Below are 16,388 nucleotides of genomic sequence, written 5' to 3' on the forward strand. Positions count from 1 at the left end.
TGGATTGATCGCGCCGACATAACAGGGACTGATAAATGCTCAACCGCCCCGTTGAGGAATCCAGGAAGCCTTTGCGCGAGCGGCTGTTCAAATTGTTTGCCGATAATCAACTGCGCGAGTCTCCTTCAGCGTTAGCGACCGCCGCTGCCGGGGATCGTAAACCATCAATTGAATACCGTGCGGATATCGACGGGCTGCGCGCAATTGCGGTGTTGCTGGTGTTGATTTTCCATGGTGGGCTGGCGTTTTTCCCCTCCGGGTTTATTGGCGTCGATATTTTCTTCGTGATCTCGGGTTATTTGACGACCGCGATCATCATGAAATCGCTGAACAACGGCACATTCACTTTTTCGGGGTTCTATACGCGTCGCATCTGGCGCTTGCAGCCGGCCGTGATCGCGTTGCTGATCGCGACCCTGATTGTCACGACGCTGCTGTACTTGCCGGATGACTATGTCGACTTCCTCAAAAGCGAAAAGTACACCTCGTTAATCATCTCCAACCAGTATTTTTCCAAAGTGACTACGGGTTACGCCACGCCGGATGCAGCCATTCTGCCGCTGTTGCACACCTGGTCGCTGGCTATCGAGTGGCAGTGGTATCTGGCCCTGCCGCTGGGGCTCTGGCTGCTCAACCGCTACCTGACGAAGAGCATTTTCAAAGCGGCGGTGCTCGGCCTGACCCTGGCCGCAATGGGACTCGCGCTGTACCTGTCTCACGCCGTTCCGGAAAAAAATTACTACTTCTTCACCGCGCGAATTTTCGAATTGATGATCGGCTCCTGTGCGGTCATCTTCAGCTCGGAAAAATTCAGACTCAATCGCCTGAACGCCACACTGGTCTGTGCCCTTTCGCTGGCGACAATCATTTATTGCGCGACCCGGGACGATATCTTGCCGGGCTTTCCGCATTTCTCTGCGATTGCCATTTGCCTCGCCACTGCAGCGTTGCTGTTTAAGGGGATTGGCGATGCGAGCATCACCTCGAAACTGCTGGCGTTCAAACCTTTGGTGTTTATCGGCACGCTTTCGTACTCATTGTACTTGTGGCACTGGCCGATTCTGGCGGTGATGACGTACATGGGCGTCGCACTCACCCCGCCGATGACGATCGTTTACTTCGTATCCACCTTCATCGCGGCCTGGCTCTGCTATGTGCTGGTCGAAAACAGGTTTCGAAAGGCCCGACTCGGCTTTGCCAAAACCCTGATCGTGTTGATGATCCTGCCTGCTATCGGGCTGTCGCTGTTGCACGCTGCCAGCGTCAGGCAAGAGGGCTGGCCGGCTCGCTTCAACGAAGGCTACAACAAGGTGTTCAATGGTTTGAAAGCGTCTGTTCCGGCCGCTCGCGAGGGATGCCTGGGGGTCAGCGATGGCGCCGATCCTGGCTGCATATCAGGTGCCGCGCAGGGTGCCCCGCAAATATTGCTGATGGGCGATTCGTTTTCGAATCACTACTGGGGCTTTGTCGAAACACTGGCCAGGGATGCCGATCTTGCCGTCCTCACACAGGGTTATCCGGCATGCCTGGCCTTGCCCGAAATCTACCTCTATGACGAGCGTAAATACACAAACGGGCTGTATCAAAAATGCCACAACGCCGCTCAACGCTATTACGACATGATCGCGAAGCAACATTTCAAGTATGTGATCGTGGGTCAGTTCTGGGAGGCCTATCTCGACGATGACATCGTCACCAAACCGGACGACCCTCGCAGCCCGGCACTGTCACAACAACGCCTCGGCACAGCGATCCGCAAGGCGCTGGATCTCATTGTCGAATCCGGTGCGACGCCGGTCTTTCTGGAAAACACGCTGCCCATGCCGCCGGGGATCAACACCTGCCTGCTGCAACAAGTCAAATTGCGCGGATTGATGGGCAGCGCCGAGCAAAGCAGCCTCTGCGCCACCGCGCCATGGTCAGGCACTAAAGAGCCGATACTGGAAAAACTCTTCAATGACCTCAAGGCCGAATATCCCGGCTTGATCGTCATTGACCCGAAGATCGTGCAATGCAAAGACGACACGTGCATGACCACCGTCGATGGCCTGCCGGTCTATCGTGATATTGGTCACGTCACCGATTACGCTTCTTACAAGTTTGGCGAGATGTACCTCAAGCGCTTCGGTAATCCGTTGAAGGCGGGTCAGTAATATTTCACTCACACTGACTACGCTTGTGCTGGCGTTAGATAGGCGTGGATGTGGGAAATATTGAGCATCTGCCCAATATTCAGCACAAAAACCACGTATCCTTCGCGCCCCGTTTGACCACCCACCCGCGAGGACAGTTTGTCTAAAGGTATCGCTTTATCGGTTTCGGCCTCGGTGCTGTTTGCCGTCATGTATTACTACACTTCGTTGCTCACACCGTTGAGCGGCGTGGAGATCTTTGGCTGGCGGATGCTCCTGACGGTGCCGTGCATGACTGTTTTCATGCTGGTGTCCGGTGAATGGCGGCGAGTGCTGGAGCTGGTTCGGTTGATGGCGGCACAGCCGAAACTGATCGCGGGACTGCTCGTCTCCTCTGCCCTGCTCGGCGTGCAACTGTGGCTGTTCATGTGGGCGCCGCTCAACGGCTACAGCCTCGACGTGTCGCTGGGTTACTTCCTGCTGCCATTGGCGATGGTGCTGACCGGGCGGATTGCCTACGGCGAGAGCCTGTCGTACCTGCAAAAGATCGCGGTGTTCTTCGCCATCCTGGGGGTGTTGAACGAGTTGTACCAGGTCGGCGGATTTTCCTGGGCGACGCTGGTGGTCGTGGTCGGCTATCCGCTGTACTTCGTGCTGCGCAAATACCTGAAGACCGACAACCTCGGCGGTTTGTGGGTCGACATGACGTTGATGTTGCCGGTCGCCTACTGGTTTGTGCAGGGTGGCGAGCAAGGCTTTGGCGTGTTTGATCAGTACCCGGGGTTGATGTGGCTGATTCCGTTGCTCGGTTTGATCAGTGCGTCGGCGCTGGTCGTGTACATCATTGCCAGCCGTTTGCTGCCGTTCAGCCTGTTCGGCTTGCTGAGTTATGTGGAGCCGGTGCTGTTGCTCGGCGTGGCGTTGCTGCTCGGTGAGAGCATCAAGTCCGGGGAGTGGCTGACGTATATTCCGATCTGGCTGGCGGTTGTGGTGCTGGTCTTCGAAGGTTTCAAACACCTGACGCGCCAACGTCGCCCTTAAGCCAAACACAAAAAAAATGCAGGAGTGAGCCTGCTCGCGATTGCGTTCATTCAGTCACCAGCATTGCCGGATCTGAAAACGCTATCGCGAGCAGGCTCACTCCTACAGTGTCTATCGGTGTAACGGATTACTCGGTAGCGAGTACACCACGACGCACCTGATCGCGCTCGATCGACTCGAACAATGCCTTGAAGTTGCCCTCGCCGAAACCATCATCGCCTTTGCGCTGGATGAACTCGAAGAACACCGGGCCCATCAGGGTTTCCGAGAAGATCTGCAGCAGCAGGCGCTTGTCGCCCTGCTCCGAGGCACCGTCGAGCAGGATGCCGCGCGATTGCAGTTGATCAACCGGCTCGCCGTGGTTCGGCAGACGACCTTCAAGCATTTCGTAGTAAGTATCCGGCGGCGCGGTCATGAAGCGCATGCCGATCTTCTTCAACTGATCCCAGGTCTTGATCAGGTCGTCGGTGAGGAACGCCACATGCTGGATGCCCTCGCCGTTAAACTGCATCAGGAACTCTTCGATCTGCCCCGCGCCTTTGGACGACTCTTCGTTCAACGGGATGCGGATCATGCCGTCCGGTGCGGTCATCGCTTTCGAGGTCAGGCCGGTGTATTCGCCCTTGATGTCGAAGTAACGGATCTCGCGGAAGTTGAACAGCTTCTCGTAGAAGTTCGCCCAGTAGGCCATGCGACCGCGATACACGTTGTGCGTCAGGTGATCGATGATCTTCAGGCCGGCACCGACCGGGTTGCGATCGACGCCTTCGAGGAACACGAAGTCGATGTCATAGATCGAACTGCCTTCGCCGAAACGGTCGATCAGGTACAGCGGCGCGCCGCCAATGCCTTTGATCGCCGGCAGGTTCAGCTCCATCGGACCGGTTTCGATGTGGATCGGCTGAGCGCCGAGTTCCAGCGCGCGGTTGTAGGCTTTCTGCGAATCCTTGACGCGGAACGCCATGCCGCACACGGACGGGCCGTGTTCGGCGGCGAAATACGACGCCACGCTGTTCGGTTCGTTGTTGAGGATCAGGTTGATCGCGCCCTGACGGTACAGGTGCACATTCTTGGAGCGGTGGGTCGCGACTTTGGTGAAGCCCATGATCTCGAAGATCGGCTCCAGCGTGCCCGGCACCGGGGATGCGAGCTCGATGAATTCAAAGCCCATCAGGCCCATTGGGTTTTCGTATAAATCTGCCATGGTGGCGCCTCATCATTTCTTATCAATTAACCAGGGTTATTTGTCAGTCATGCGAGGACGGTGGGTGGCGCACAGGAGATGCCACGCACACTGCGGGCGAGGAAGTCACCATAGATCAGTTGAAACCCGAATATCTTCATTGTCGACCCAAGGCTCTTGCGGGCGAGGCTTCTGCTGCCAGAAGACGATTATTATTGTATGCGTAACCCGATTCTACACAGCGTAAATAGGCTTGTCTGCCCTCCCTATAAAATCCGCTTTTTGGCGGCCGGCGCAAGGGCTTTGTTGCACAGGTAAATGCCGCTCAGGATCAACCCGCCACCGAGGTACATGGCCGGCGTCAGTTGCTCACCGAGCAGCAACGCACCGAGGACCACCGCCGTCAACGGGTTGAGGGCGATAAACACGCCGCTGCGCGTCGCACCGATTTTGCGGATGCCGTGGTAATAGCCGATGTAGGCCAGCGCCGAACCGAAAACCCCGAGGTAGATCAGGCTCAGCCATTGCGCCAGCCCCAGATCATTCAGCGCTTGCCAGCCCAGTTCGCCGCGTACTGCCGCCAGGGTCCACAACATCAGCGTGCCTATCAGGATCGAAAAGGTCACCGTCTGCACCGGCCCCAGCGTCTGGTTCAGTTCTCGGGAAAACAGCGAGTAAACGCCCCAGCCCAGCACGCAACCGAGGATCAACAGGTCACCGATCCATGCATCAGGTGTTGCGGCGAGTAATTGCGGATTGCGACTGACGATCACCAGCCCGGCGCCAACAATGCAAGTGGCGATGCCGGCGGTTTTCGCCCGCCCCAGACGTTCCTTGAACAGCCACCACGAAGCCAGGCCAATCACTGCCGGATTCAGCGCGACAATCAACGAAGCCCGCGACGCGTTGATGTATTGCAGACCATAAAAGAAGCACAGGTTGTAGAAGAAAATCCCGCAGAACCCCAGCAGCGCCAGTTGCAGCCACTGCCGTGGCGTCGGCCGCGCCAGAGGGATGCGTGCCAGCCACAAGAAGCCGAGCAACGCCACACTGGCCAGCAGGAAACGCAGGCTGGCCGCGAAAATCGGGTTAAGGCTGCCGGCCAGAAACCGTCCGGCCACAAACGTCCCGCCCCAGACCATGGTGACCGCCGCCAATGTCAGGTAGACCGGAATGTCCGAGGGTGTTGTATGCAGATGTTCGACGTTGCGCATGATGCTCCTGACCTGAGAACTTGAAGAATGTCGTATCATTCCCCTCATTCCCCATCATCGTAAAATGAGCAAACACTCATGACCCTCACGCAACTGGAGATCTTCTCGCTGGTCGCCGAACTGCGCGGCTTTACCCTCGCCGCCCATCGACTGGGGATTTCGCAGTCGGCGGTATCCCATGCGATGAAGTCGCTGGAGCAGGAACTGGGTGTGGAGTTGCTGCGTCGACATCAGGCAAGCGTGGAACTCAGCGACATCGGCGAGCAACTGTTGCTGCGCGCCCGCGCCATGCTAGGTCTGGCCAACACCCTGCGCCAGGAAGCCGCCGATGCGCGCGGCATGAAAAGCGGAACGTTGCGCATTGGCTCGTTCGGGCCCACCTCGTCGATCAAGCTGTTGCCCAAGATTCTGCGGCGTTATCGAGAAGCGCATCCGGGCATCGAAGTGCACATCGATGAAGGGCCGGATCGACAAGTGACGCAATGGCTGGAAGAGCGGCGGATCGACGTCGGTTTTGTGGTGCTGCCCGAAGAACGTTTCGACACATTTGCCCTGATCGAAGACCAGATGGTTGCCCTGCTCCCTGTGGGTCATCCACTGGCAGCCCGACCAGCGTTGAGCCTCAACGACTTGTGCGACGCCCCGTTCGTGCTCACCGAGGCGGGTTCTTCGGAGCTGGTGTCGCGGCTGTTCATGGCCGCGCGCCTGCAACCGAATATCCGCTATCGCTGCTCGCAACTGCTCAGCACCCTCGACACGGTCAGCCGTGGCGATGGCATCACGATTGTCGCCGAAGGGTCTTTGCCGGATGAAGCAACGCCGCGCTACGTGAAAAAGCCGTTGTTGCCCGCTGTGCAGCGTCAGGTCGGGCTCGCCGTGCTCGATCAGCGCCAGGCGTCGCCCGCTGCTCTGGCTTTTATCGAACTGGCAACGCGGATGCAGCACTGATGAGCGGCGCAAGCACCTTCTGCCATCTATCCTCCCTTCTGGCTGATGTTTTTTCAGCGGCGCGCCGTTAAGCGGCCTGCAGTCGAGAGCCCCATTCCAACGCGACAGGATGCGCCCATGCCGTTAACCGTCAGACCCCGCCGCAAACGCAGCACCCGCCTCGTCGTCACACTGCTCAGCGGCCTGCTTCCGGTGCTGCTGGGTGGCGTCATTCTTTACGTGCAGGCCGAACGCACGCTGGAACAAGGTTCACGACAGACCGCAGAAGAAGCCCTGCGCCAGTTCGAATTGATGCTCGACAACACCGCCCAAGCGGCCCATGAATTGCTGCCCCTGGCCGGTCAGACCTGCGAAAACGTCAAACTCGCCCTGCGCGAACAAGTAACCCGTCGTCCGTTTGTGCGCTCGACCAATCTGGTGTGGGACGACAATCTCTATTGCAGCTCGCTGTTTGGCGACTTCAAGGAAGCCGTCAACGCCGGCGATTACAACCAGGGCAAGTTGTGGTTGATGAATGGCAACCCGGTCACACCCAACACCGCCCTGTTGGTCTATCGGCTCAGCGAAGGTCGCGGTGGCGCCCTGACCACACTGGACGGTTACCATCTAAGCAATATGTTGCGTCTGATCGGTCGACACATGTTGCTGGTGCTGCAAGTCGGCGATAACTGGCTGTCGGCCGATGGCAAAGTACACACTAGCGCCCTGCCTGCGTTGCCTATAGCGCAACACACGCTGGACTCTTCGCGTTATGCGTTCAGGGTCTCTGCAGGTTTTCCCGAAGGTGAAATCTGGCGCTACATGGCCGATGAATATCCGCCGCTGTTCAGTCTGTTGATCTTTTTTGGCGTGGTCTCGGGTGCCATTGGCCACGTCTTGCAAAAGCGCTCTACTTCACCGAGCCACGAGATGCTCCGAGCGTTGGAAGCCGGCGAGTTCATTCCGTATTTCCAGCCCGTGGTGCACGGTGACAGCAAGAAATGGTCGGGGGCTGAAGTGTTGATGCGCTGGAGGCACCCCAAAGAAGGGCTGGTGCGCCCCGATCTGTTTATTCCGTTCGCCGAGCATTCTGGCCTGATCGTGCCGATGACCCGCGCCCTGATGCAACAGACCGCGGCGCTGTTGGGGCCGCTGTCAGCAACGTTCACCGCACCGTTTCATATCGGCATCAATATTACGGCGAGCCATTGCAAGGACCTGGAACTGGTAGAAGATTGTCAAACGTTTCTCGCCGCGTTCGCCCCCGACAGCATCAACCTGGTGCTGGAGCTGACCGAGCGCGAACTGATCGAACCCACCGACATCACCCGCCAACTGTTCGAGCAATTGCACGGGCTGGGCGTGAAGATCGCGATTGATGACTTCGGTACCGGCCACTCGAGCCTCGGTTACTTGCGCAAATTCAATGTGGACTTCCTCAAGATCGATCAGAGCTTCGTCGCGATGATCGGCATCGATGCACTGTCCCGCCACATTCTCGATACCATTATCGAACTGTCGGCCAAGCTTGATTTGGGTATTGTTGCCGAAGGTGTCGAGACGCAGGCGCAAGCCGATTATCTGACCGCACATAACGTCAACTTCCTGCAAGGCTACCTGTTCGGCAAACCGATGCCGGCCGCGGATTTCATCAGCGCATTAACTCACGATTAACTAAGCCGGTTTAAGACGAACGTACCGACCAGGCGCACCAAATTGATACAAAAGACCGCTGTTGTTACATGAAGACAACATCAGGATTTACTCTTGGCGCATTAACTACTACAATTTTTTCAACCTGAGCAGATTGGCAGGTGAGCCATTTATCACCGAGTCGCTTCAAGGCTCTTGGCTTATAGCTTTGTTTGCGGTTGGTATCAGCCGAACACACTATTGGAGTAAAGATATTGTCCAGACTCGCTGAATTTCGTGCAGCTGAAAAGGCCCTTCAGGAACAGCTCAAGCAGCTGGAATCGCTGAAGAACGATGCCGGGCTCAAGAAAGAAATCGAATTCGAAGAAAAGCTCCAGGGGCTGATGAAACACTACGGCAAAGGCCTGAAAGACATCATCGCCATTCTCGATCCGAACCCGGCAAAATCCGGCCTGCAGGCCACTGCAGCACCTAAAACCCGCCGCGCTCGCGTGGTCAAGGTTTACCAGAACCCGCACACTGGTGAACTCATCGAAACCAAAGGCGGCAACCACCGTGGCCTGAAAGCCTGGAAGGAACAGTACGGTGCAGCCACCGTTGATTCCTGGTTGCGCGGTTAATCTCACGCCAAAAACAAAGCCCTGCATAACGCAGGGCTTTTTTATTGACAATATCTAACAAATGAAATGATTTTCATCGAACAAGTTGCGAATTTTCTGTAACGTTGATGAGCCAGATGGCTAAACATTTTGCTGCGCAATGTTGCGACAAGGGCAAATGTTAAACTTTGTGCTTAATCCATTCGGGTATCTAACGCGTGTGTGAAGAGTACAGCGACTTAAAGTTTCAAGCTGTTTCTCACCGCCACTATCTCGTCTGCGCTTGCCTTATAAACCTCCGCCTGTCCGGCGTAGGAAAGAACATAAGCCTTGTCCGCGTCGACCGCCGCCACCAAGGTTTGCGACAACACATGTCGACCGTTTTCAGTGATCGTGCAAGTGGTTTCCAATGCCGATAAAGTACCCAGCGTGGCCGGATGCACTTTGTTGCAGACACTCTGATAGCCGCCCTGGAAGAAGTCCTTCTGGATCGACTTGCGCATCTCCAGCAGCACCCCCTGCAAATTGACCTGGTGCCCCGCCTCGACATGAGTCATGGTCAACTCCATGACCATCACCTGATTGCCATCGGCGTCATTCTTGACGGCACGCTGACGGGAAACCTGCGCAGTCGCCTCTGGCAGCGCCTCGACTTTCCAACCGGCCGGCCAGGTAATGCTCGGTTCATCCGCAACCGCGCAGACCGCCACAAGCGACAAAGCAGAAACAACAAACAGGGATTTGAACAGTCGGATCATTGCCGGACGCACTCGCAGATTGAGCCGTAAAGTCTGAGGCTCGCTCGCACGCAGGGCAAGCCTGCCCTTTCATTTGGCGATGCTGGCAGGCATGCGTATCATTGCGTCCATTCACTCGCCCATAGTTATTGGAGGGCCCATGAGCCTGCACGAACTCAACACTTTCCCCGGCGTCACCGCCACGCCAGACAGCGCAACCCGAAACTTCGTCTTCAACCACACCATGCTGCGCGTCAAGGACATCACTAAATCCCTGGATTTCTACACCCGCGTGCTAGGGTTCTCGCTGGTCGAGAAGCGTGACTTCCCGGAAGCCGAGTTCAGCCTGTACTTTCTCGCACTGGTCGATAAAGCGCAGATTCCGGCTGACGCAGCGGCTCGCACCGAGTGGATGAAGTCGATTCCAGGCATCCTTGAGTTGACTCATAACCACGGCACTGAAAACGACGCGGATTTCGCCTACCACAACGGCAATACCGATCCGCGTGGTTTTGGTCATATCTGCATTTCGGTACCAGATATCGTCGCGGCCTGTGCACGCTTCGAAGAGCTGGGTTGCGACTTCCAGAAGCGCCTGACCGATGGCCGCATGAAGAGCCTGGCGTTTATCAAGGATCCGGACGGTTACTGGGTCGAGATCATTCAGCCTGCGCCGCTGTAAAAGCTGAAAAGCCCCTCACCCTAACCCTCTCCCGGAGGGAGAGGGAACTGATTGGGGGATATTGGAGAAGTACGCCGACTTGAACGAATGGCGCTGAATCCATAATCGATTAGCTCTTACAGATCGACACCCCACTTCGGACACCTCGGTCGGCTCCCTCTCCTTCGGGAGAGGGCTGGGGTGAGGGGCAGCGTTTCACACGCATAAAAAACCCGTGATCGCTCACGGGTTTTTTATTTCTGGCCTGACGCTTACGCCGGCGCCGAAGTACGGATCAGGTGATCAAACGCACTCAGCGAAGCCTTGGCGCCCTCACCCACCGCAATCACGATCTGCTTGTACGGCACAGTCGTTACGTCGCCAGCAGCGAAGATGCCCGGGATCGACGTTTCACCCCGGTTGTCGACGATGATCTCGCCACGGGGCGACAGCTCGATGGTGCCCTTGAGCCAGTCGGTGTTTGGCAGCAAACCGATCTGCACAAAGATCCCTTCCAGCTCGACAGTGCGCAACTCATCAGTGTTGCGATCCTTGTAACGCAGACCGTTGACCTTCTCGCCATTACCGGTGACTTCCGTAGTTTGCGCACTGGTGATCACGGTGACGTTCGGCAGGCTGTGCAGTTTGCGCTGCAATACGGCGTCGGCGCGCAGTTGTACATCGAATTCCAGCAGGGTCACGTGTGACACGATACCGGCCAGGTCGATGGCGGCTTCCACACCGGAGTTACCGCCACCGATCACGGCGACACGCTTGCCTTTGAACAGAGGACCGTCGCAGTGCGGGCAGTACGCCACGCCTTTGTTGCGGTATTCCTGCTCGCCCGGCACGTTCATTTCACGCCAGCGCGCGCCGGTCGCCAGAATCACGCTCTTGGCTTTGAGGGTCGCGCCGCTGGCGAAACGGACTTCGTGCAACTCGCCGTTTTTGCCCGGGATCAGCTTGTCGGCACGCTGCAGGTTCATGATGTCGACGTCGTACTGTTTGACGTGTTCTTCCAGCGCCGTGGCCAGTTTCGACCCTTCGGTTTCCTGTACGGAAATGAAGTTCTCGATGGCCATGGTGTCGAGGACCTGACCGCCGAAGCGCTCAGCCGCAACACCGGTGCGGATGCCTTTACGCGCAGCGTAAATCGCTGCCGAAGCACCGGCCGGGCCACCGCCGACAACCAGCACGTCGAAGGCTTCCTTGGCACTGATTTTCTCGGCCTGACGCTCAATCGCGCCGGTGTCGAGCTTGGCGAGGATCTCTTCCAGGCCCATGCGGCCCTGACCGAAGTTTTCCCCGTTGAGGTAGATGCTCGGCACCGCCATGATCTTGCGATCGTTGACTTCGTCCTGGAACAGCGCGCCGTCGATGGCGACGTGGCGGATGTTCGGGTTGAGCACGGCCATCAGGTTCAGCGCCTGGACCACGTCCGGGCAGTTCTGGCAGGACAGCGAGAAGTAAGTCTCGAAGCTGAACTGACCTTTGAGCGAGCGGATCTGCTCGATCACTTCAACACTGGCCTTCGATGGGTGGCCGCCGACTTGCAGCAGGGCCAGCACCAGCGAAGTGAACTCGTGGCCCATCGGGATACCAGCAAAACGCAGACTGATGTCGGCGCCCGGGCGATTGATCGAGAACGATGGCTTGCGTGCATCGTCACCGCTGTCGATCAACGTAATTTGGCTCGAAAGACTGGCAACGTCTTTCAGCAGTTCCAGCATTTCACGGGATTTCGCACCGTCGTCGAGGGAGGCTACGATCTCGATCGGCTGGGTGACCCGTTCCAGGTACGATTTCAACTGGGCTTTAAGATTGGCGTCCAACATACGGGCGATTTCCTTTATTTGAGGCGAAAAAAAGCCCGAGCGAATCTCGCCCGGGCATTTTTATGGGGCGGTGCAGCGTACTTAAGAAGGTGCGGCGTACCGCCCTGCGTTGCGTGTCACAGACTTAGATCTTGCCGACCAGGTCCAGGGACGGCGCCAGAGTGGCCTCGCCTTCTTTCCACTTGGCCGGGCAAACTTCGCCTGGGTGAGCAGCAACGTACTGAGCAGCCTTGATCTTGCGCAGCAGCTCGGAAGCGTCACGGCCAACGCCGCCATCGTTCAGTTCAACGATTTTGATCTGGCCTTCAGGGTTGATCACGAAGGTGCCACGGTCAGCCAGACCTGCTTCTTCGATCAGCACGTCGAAGTTGCGCGAGATGACGTGGGTCGGGTCACCGATCATGGTGTATTCGATTTTGCCGATGGCTGGCGAAGTGTTGTGCCAGGCAGCGTGGGCAAAGTGGGTGTCGGTGGAAACGCTATAGATTTCTACGCCCAGTTTCTGGAAAGCAGCGTAGTTGTCAGCGAGGTCTTCCAGCTCGGTCGGGCAAACGAAGGTGAAGTCGGCTGGGTAGAAGAACACGACCGACCATTTGCCTTTCAGGTCAGCGTCCGAGACTTGAACGAAGTCGCCGTTTTTGAACGCGGTAGCTTTGAACGGTTTTACTTGGCTGTTGATGATAGGCATCGATGACTCTCCGTCAGGGGTTATGAAGTTGATGGGTGAATCCTACCCACTCACTCGACGGATGGCTCATTGGCAAACCTGATGCTGCTGATTTGTTTTCGCTATTAGCTGACTGTATTAATAGAAGAAAACGATCTCTACGACGAAGCCGGCTTATCCGTAATCCGAGCCATTCCTTGAAACGGGCTGACTTCAACATAGCGCATGGCCGACTTCATATCCTTCCAGCCAACGTAACTCATCAATGATTTCAGATCCCAGCCACTTCGATGCGCCCAGGTGGCGAAACCGCGACGCAGGGAATGGCTGGTGTAGTTTTCAGCAGCAATACCCGCACGCTGCAAGGCCTGGCGCAGCAGAGGAATGATGCTGTTGGCGTGCAGCCCCTCCTCGTTCAGATTGCCCCAGCGGTCGATGCTGCGAAAAACCGGGCCACGCACCAGCGCCGCTTCGGTGATCCAGTCGATATAGGCCTGCACCGGGCACAACTTCAGCAGTGCAGGCGCCTGATAGGTCTGTCCGAGGTTCTCACGATCACCCTTGCTGCGCGGTAGATATAGGGTGATGCCTTTGCCAGCGTGCGCCTGCACGTGTTCGATCTGCAGGCGACACAGCTCATCGCTGCGAAAGCCACGCCAGAACCCCAGCAAAATCAGGGCGCGATCGCGGTGAGCCTTGAGCAGTGACGGGTGGTTCTGCTGCTCTTTTGCGATTTGTGCCTCTTGCTCCAGCCAGTCGATGACGCGCTGCAAATCCTGCAACTGCAGCGGCTCGGCCTGTTTCTCCTGCGCCGGGTGCAAGGCGCGAATGCCTTTGAAAACCTGGCGCACCACCGGCGCCTTGGTCGGGTCGGCAAACCCTTGGCTGTTGTGCCATTGCGCCAGTGCCGACAAACGCAGCTTCAGCGTATTGATCGACAGCTGTTCGGCATGCGCCACCAGATACCGCGCAACGCTATCGGCCGTCGCCGGCAAGAACCCGCCCCACTTCACTTCGAAATGCTCGATGGCCGCGCGATAGCTACGGCGGGTGTTGTCGCGGGTGGCGGCTTGCAGGTAGCGATCCAGATCGCTCATGGGCTGTTTTCTCGCTGGCTTACTGATGCAGGGATGTGCAGACGCATTTTGCCGTCTGACACTGGGTAATACCAGTATATCCCGCGTCTATATCATCAAAGGTTTATCTTTATTTTTGAGATGGTACACTGCGTACTTTAGTGGCATGTACCACAGTACGTAACCGTAGGAGTTGACATGGCCCGTGGCGGCATTACCAAAGCACTGGTGCAGATTGCGCGCACAGCGATCCTCGCCCGTGGCGAACACCCGAGCATCGATGCAGTACGCATTGAAATGGGCAACACCGGCTCGAAAACCACGATCCATCGCTACCTGAAAGAGCTGGATGACGGCGCTCAGCCCATAGAAGCCTCGGCTGAGCCCATCGATGACGAGTTGACCGCCCTCGTCTCTCGCCTCGCTCAGCGCCTGAAAGAACAGGCGCAAGAGCCTATTGAACAAGCTCGCGAGCAGTTCGAGGAACAGCGCGAAGCGCTGGAGTCGGAGCTGAAAGAGGCGCGTCAGGCACTGGAAAAGCTCGAACACGAGCACGACATTCAAGGCGCAGCACTAGCGCGTGAATCCGAGGCACTGAACAACACGCGCTCGATGCTGCAGACCGAGCAGACCCGCAACGCCGGGCTGAATCAGGCTTTGGCCGACTTTGAATTGCGCTTGCAGGACAAGGACGAGCAGATCCGCTCGCTGGAAGAGAAACACCTGCACGCTCGTGACGCACTGGAGCACTACCGCAACGCCACCAAGGAGCAGCGCGAGCAGGAACAAAGCCGCCATGAAGCACAGGTGCAGCAGATTCAGGCCGAACTGCGTCAGGCGCAGCAAAGTGCGTTGGTCCGCCAGGACGAGATCACGCAACTGCACCGCGACAACGAACGTCTGCTCACGGAAAACCGTGGCACCCAACGCGAACTGAGCCTGCTGCAGGATCAGCTCAAGCAGAGCAATCAGCGTCAGGATCAATTGCTGGAACAAGCAACCCGCGTCGACAGCGAACGCACCCTCCTCCAGGAACGTCTGCGCGTCGCGACGCTGGAAAGCCAGGCACTCAAACAGAACGTCGAGGAACAGACGTCGCTCAACCAGTCACTGGAAAAGGAATTGACCAAGGCTCAAGCAAGCCTGGAAGAAAGTCAGCGTCTGGCGGCTGCCGTTGCGACAGCGCCAGATTCAGCCAAACCGAAAGACGCTTAAGCGCCGACCGGCGTACGCATGGTCACGAACTCTTCGGCGGCCGTCGGGTGCACCCCGATCGTGTCGTCGAAGTCGCGCTTGGTCGCGCCAGCCTTCAAGGCAATCGCCAAACCCTGAACGATCTCGCCAGCGTCCGGGCCGACCATGTGGCAACCGAGCACTTTATCGGTCTTGCCGTCGACCACCAGCTTCATCAGGGTCTTTTCCTGACACTCGGTCAGCGTCAGCTTCATCGGCCGGAAACGGCTTTCGAAGATCACCACATCGTGGCCAGCCTCGCGCGCCTCCTCTTCAGTCAAACCAACCGTGCCGATGTTCGGCAGGCTGAACACCGCCGTCGGGATCATCTTGTAATCCACTGGACGGTATTGCTCCGGCTTGAACAGACGCCGCGCCACCGCCATGCCTTCGGCCAACGCCACCGGTGTCAGTTGTACACGACCGATGACATCGCCCAGCGCCAGAATCGATGGCTCGCTGGTCTGGTACTGCTCATCAACTTTGATGAAGCCTTTGTCGGTGAGCTGCACATCGGTGTTTTCCAGACCCAGATTGTCGAGCATCGGACGCCGGCCCGTGGCGTAGAACACGCAATCCGCTTCCAGCACACGACCATCCTTGAGCGTGGCTTTCAAACTGCCGTCAGCCTGCTTGTCGATGCGCGCGATGTCGGCATTGAATTGCAGATCCAGACCACGCTTGGTCAGCTCTTCCTGCAAATGCTTGCGCACCGAACCGTCAAAACCGCGCAGGAACAGATCGCCGCGATACAGCAGCGTGGTGTTCGCGCCGAGGCCGTGGAAAATTCCGGCAAACTCGACCGCGATGTAACCGCCACCCACCACCAGCACACGCTTTGGCAGCTCCTTGAGGAAGAACGCCTCATTGGAACCGATCGCGTGTTCGCGCCCCGGAATCTCCGGAATCTGCGGCCAGCCACCGGTGGCGATCAGAATGTTTTTCGCCGTGAAACGCTGGCCGTTCACTTCAACTTCATGCGGGCCAACGATCTTCGCGTGCGCCTCGTGCAAGGTCACGCCGCTGTTGACCAGCAAATTGCGATAAATGCCGTTGAGGCGATTGATCTCGCGATCCTTGTTGGCGATCAGTGTCGCCCAATCGAAGTTCGCTTCGCCCAGGCTCCAGCCAAAACCGGACGCCTGCTCAAAGTCTTCGGCGAAATGCGCCCCGTACACCAGCAACTTTTTCGGCACACAGCCGACGTTAACGCAGGTCCCGCCCAGATAACGGCTCTCCGCCACCGCCACTTTCGCACCGAAACCCGCGGCAAAACGCGCAGCGCGGACACCGCCGGAACCGGCACCAATCACATAAAGGTCAAAATCGTAGGCCATTTCTATCTCCTCGGCAGGGGATCAGCATACCTGCAGCCGCCCATTGGGCAAGCACTGCCAATCATATGGGGGCGCAAAATGAAAAAACCCGCC

14 protein-coding genes are annotated in these 16,388 nt (G+C 57.5%); 7 read left to right on the plus strand and 7 right to left on the minus strand.

What is annotated here, in order from left to right; genetic code table 11:
* The first annotated feature begins 35 nt into the window (after window positions 1–35).
* Window positions 36–2,153, plus strand: a complete 2,118-nt coding sequence (locus ACM6IV_RS09230; protein WP_414869694.1) for an acyltransferase family protein — start codon at window positions 36–38, stop codon at window positions 2,151–2,153.
* Window positions 2,154–2,291: 138 nt separating this feature from the next.
* The gene (rarD, locus tag ACM6IV_RS09235; protein WP_414869695.1) at window positions 2,292–3,173 is read left to right on the plus strand and encodes an EamA family transporter RarD; all 882 of its coding nucleotides are present in this window, start codon (window positions 2,292–2,294) and stop codon (window positions 3,171–3,173) included.
* Between the two features lie 127 nt (window positions 3,174–3,300).
* Here the strand turns inward: rarD and hppD are convergent, their stop codons facing one another.
* The gene (hppD, locus tag ACM6IV_RS09240; RefSeq protein WP_093431113.1) at window positions 3,301–4,377 is read right to left on the minus strand and encodes a 4-hydroxyphenylpyruvate dioxygenase; all 1,077 of its coding nucleotides are present in this window, start codon (window positions 4,375–4,377) and stop codon (window positions 3,301–3,303) included.
* A 245-nt stretch (window positions 4,378–4,622) separates the two neighbouring features.
* The gene (locus ACM6IV_RS09245) at window positions 4,623–5,570 is read right to left on the minus strand and encodes a DMT family transporter (protein ID WP_414869696.1); all 948 of its coding nucleotides are present in this window, start codon (window positions 5,568–5,570) and stop codon (window positions 4,623–4,625) included.
* A 78-nt stretch (window positions 5,571–5,648) separates the two neighbouring features.
* On the opposite strand from ACM6IV_RS09245, the gene ACM6IV_RS09250 reads away from it, so the two are divergent.
* The 3 genes from ACM6IV_RS09250 (at window position 5,649) to ACM6IV_RS09260 (ending at window position 8,770) form a co-directional block, all read left to right on the plus strand.
* A complete protein-coding gene (locus ACM6IV_RS09250) occupies window positions 5,649–6,518 on the plus strand; it encodes a LysR family transcriptional regulator (protein ID WP_414869697.1) in 870 nt (289 codons plus the stop codon).
* Between the two features lie 117 nt (window positions 6,519–6,635).
* Window positions 6,636–8,171, plus strand: a complete 1,536-nt coding sequence (locus tag ACM6IV_RS09255) for an EAL domain-containing protein (protein ID WP_414869698.1) — start codon at window positions 6,636–6,638, stop codon at window positions 8,169–8,171.
* 233 nt (window positions 8,172–8,404) lie between these two features.
* Window positions 8,405–8,770, plus strand: coding sequence for a histone-like nucleoid-structuring protein, MvaT/MvaU family (locus ACM6IV_RS09260; RefSeq protein WP_414869699.1), 366 nt, complete (start codon window positions 8,405–8,407; stop codon window positions 8,768–8,770).
* 218 nt (window positions 8,771–8,988) lie between these two features.
* On the opposite strand, the gene ACM6IV_RS09265 is transcribed toward ACM6IV_RS09260, so the two are convergent.
* On the minus strand, window positions 8,989–9,507 hold the full coding sequence (locus ACM6IV_RS09265) for a DUF4946 domain-containing protein (protein ID WP_414869700.1): 519 nt from the start codon (window positions 9,505–9,507) through the stop codon (window positions 8,989–8,991).
* Window positions 9,508–9,646: 139 nt separating this feature from the next.
* On the opposite strand from ACM6IV_RS09265, the gene gloA reads away from it, so the two are divergent.
* The gene (gene gloA / locus ACM6IV_RS09270) at window positions 9,647–10,168 is read left to right on the plus strand and encodes a lactoylglutathione lyase (protein WP_007963339.1); all 522 of its coding nucleotides are present in this window, start codon (window positions 9,647–9,649) and stop codon (window positions 10,166–10,168) included.
* 251 nt (window positions 10,169–10,419) lie between these two features.
* Here gloA and ahpF read toward each other — a convergent pair whose 3' ends face one another.
* The 3 genes from ahpF to ACM6IV_RS09285 form a co-directional block, all read right to left on the minus strand.
* Window positions 10,420–11,982: an alkyl hydroperoxide reductase subunit F gene (gene ahpF / locus ACM6IV_RS09275; protein WP_414869701.1), complete on the minus strand. Its 1,563-nt coding sequence runs from the start codon at window positions 11,980–11,982 to the stop codon at window positions 10,420–10,422.
* 124 nt (window positions 11,983–12,106) lie between these two features.
* Window positions 12,107–12,670, minus strand: coding sequence for an alkyl hydroperoxide reductase subunit C (gene ahpC / locus ACM6IV_RS09280; protein ID WP_003224621.1), 564 nt, complete (start codon window positions 12,668–12,670; stop codon window positions 12,107–12,109).
* Between the two features lie 137 nt (window positions 12,671–12,807).
* Window positions 12,808–13,746: a site-specific integrase gene (locus tag ACM6IV_RS09285; RefSeq protein ID WP_414869702.1), complete on the minus strand. Its 939-nt coding sequence runs from the start codon at window positions 13,744–13,746 to the stop codon at window positions 12,808–12,810.
* A 177-nt stretch (window positions 13,747–13,923) separates the two neighbouring features.
* Between ACM6IV_RS09285 and ACM6IV_RS09290 the strand changes: the two genes are divergently transcribed.
* On the plus strand, window positions 13,924–14,940 hold the full coding sequence (locus tag ACM6IV_RS09290) for a DNA-binding protein (RefSeq protein ID WP_414869703.1): 1,017 nt from the start codon (window positions 13,924–13,926) through the stop codon (window positions 14,938–14,940).
* Here ACM6IV_RS09290 and gorA read toward each other — a convergent pair.
* The gene (gene gorA / locus ACM6IV_RS09295) at window positions 14,937–16,295 is read right to left on the minus strand and encodes a glutathione-disulfide reductase (RefSeq protein WP_414869704.1); all 1,359 of its coding nucleotides are present in this window, start codon (window positions 16,293–16,295) and stop codon (window positions 14,937–14,939) included. The two genes, ACM6IV_RS09290 and gorA, sit on opposite strands and share 4 nt — an antisense overlap.
* Window positions 16,296–16,388 lie beyond the last annotated feature (93 nt).

The sequence above is a fragment of the Pseudomonas sp. IT-347P genome (genome assembly GCF_949768005.1).
GTDB lineage: Bacteria > Pseudomonadota > Gammaproteobacteria > Pseudomonadales > Pseudomonadaceae > Aquipseudomonas.

Coding starts and splice junctions, on each gene's coding strand:
- ACM6IV_RS09290 (WP_414869703.1), top strand. CDS start 13,924: ATGGCCCGTGGCGGCATTACCAAAGCACTGGTGCAGATTGCGCGCACA.
- gorA (WP_414869704.1), bottom strand. CDS start 16,295: ATGGCCTACGATTTTGACCTTTATGTGATTGGTGCCGGTTCCGGCGGT.
- gloA (WP_007963339.1), top strand. CDS start 9,647: ATGAGCCTGCACGAACTCAACACTTTCCCCGGCGTCACCGCCACGCCA.
- ACM6IV_RS09245 (WP_414869696.1), bottom strand. CDS start 5,570: ATGCGCAACGTCGAACATCTGCATACAACACCCTCGGACATTCCGGTC.
- ACM6IV_RS09255 (WP_414869698.1), top strand. CDS start 6,636: ATGCCGTTAACCGTCAGACCCCGCCGCAAACGCAGCACCCGCCTCGTC.
- ACM6IV_RS09265 (WP_414869700.1), bottom strand. CDS start 9,507: ATGATCCGACTGTTCAAATCCCTGTTTGTTGTTTCTGCTTTGTCGCTT.
- ahpC (WP_003224621.1), bottom strand. CDS start 12,670: ATGCCTATCATCAACAGCCAAGTAAAACCGTTCAAAGCTACCGCGTTC.
- hppD (WP_093431113.1), bottom strand. CDS start 4,377: ATGGCAGATTTATACGAAAACCCAATGGGCCTGATGGGCTTTGAATTC.
- ACM6IV_RS09230 (WP_414869694.1), top strand. CDS start 36: ATGCTCAACCGCCCCGTTGAGGAATCCAGGAAGCCTTTGCGCGAGCGG.
- ACM6IV_RS09250 (WP_414869697.1), top strand. CDS start 5,649: ATGACCCTCACGCAACTGGAGATCTTCTCGCTGGTCGCCGAACTGCGC.
- ahpF (WP_414869701.1), bottom strand. CDS start 11,982: ATGTTGGACGCCAATCTTAAAGCCCAGTTGAAATCGTACCTGGAACGG.
- ACM6IV_RS09285 (WP_414869702.1), bottom strand. CDS start 13,746: ATGAGCGATCTGGATCGCTACCTGCAAGCCGCCACCCGCGACAACACC.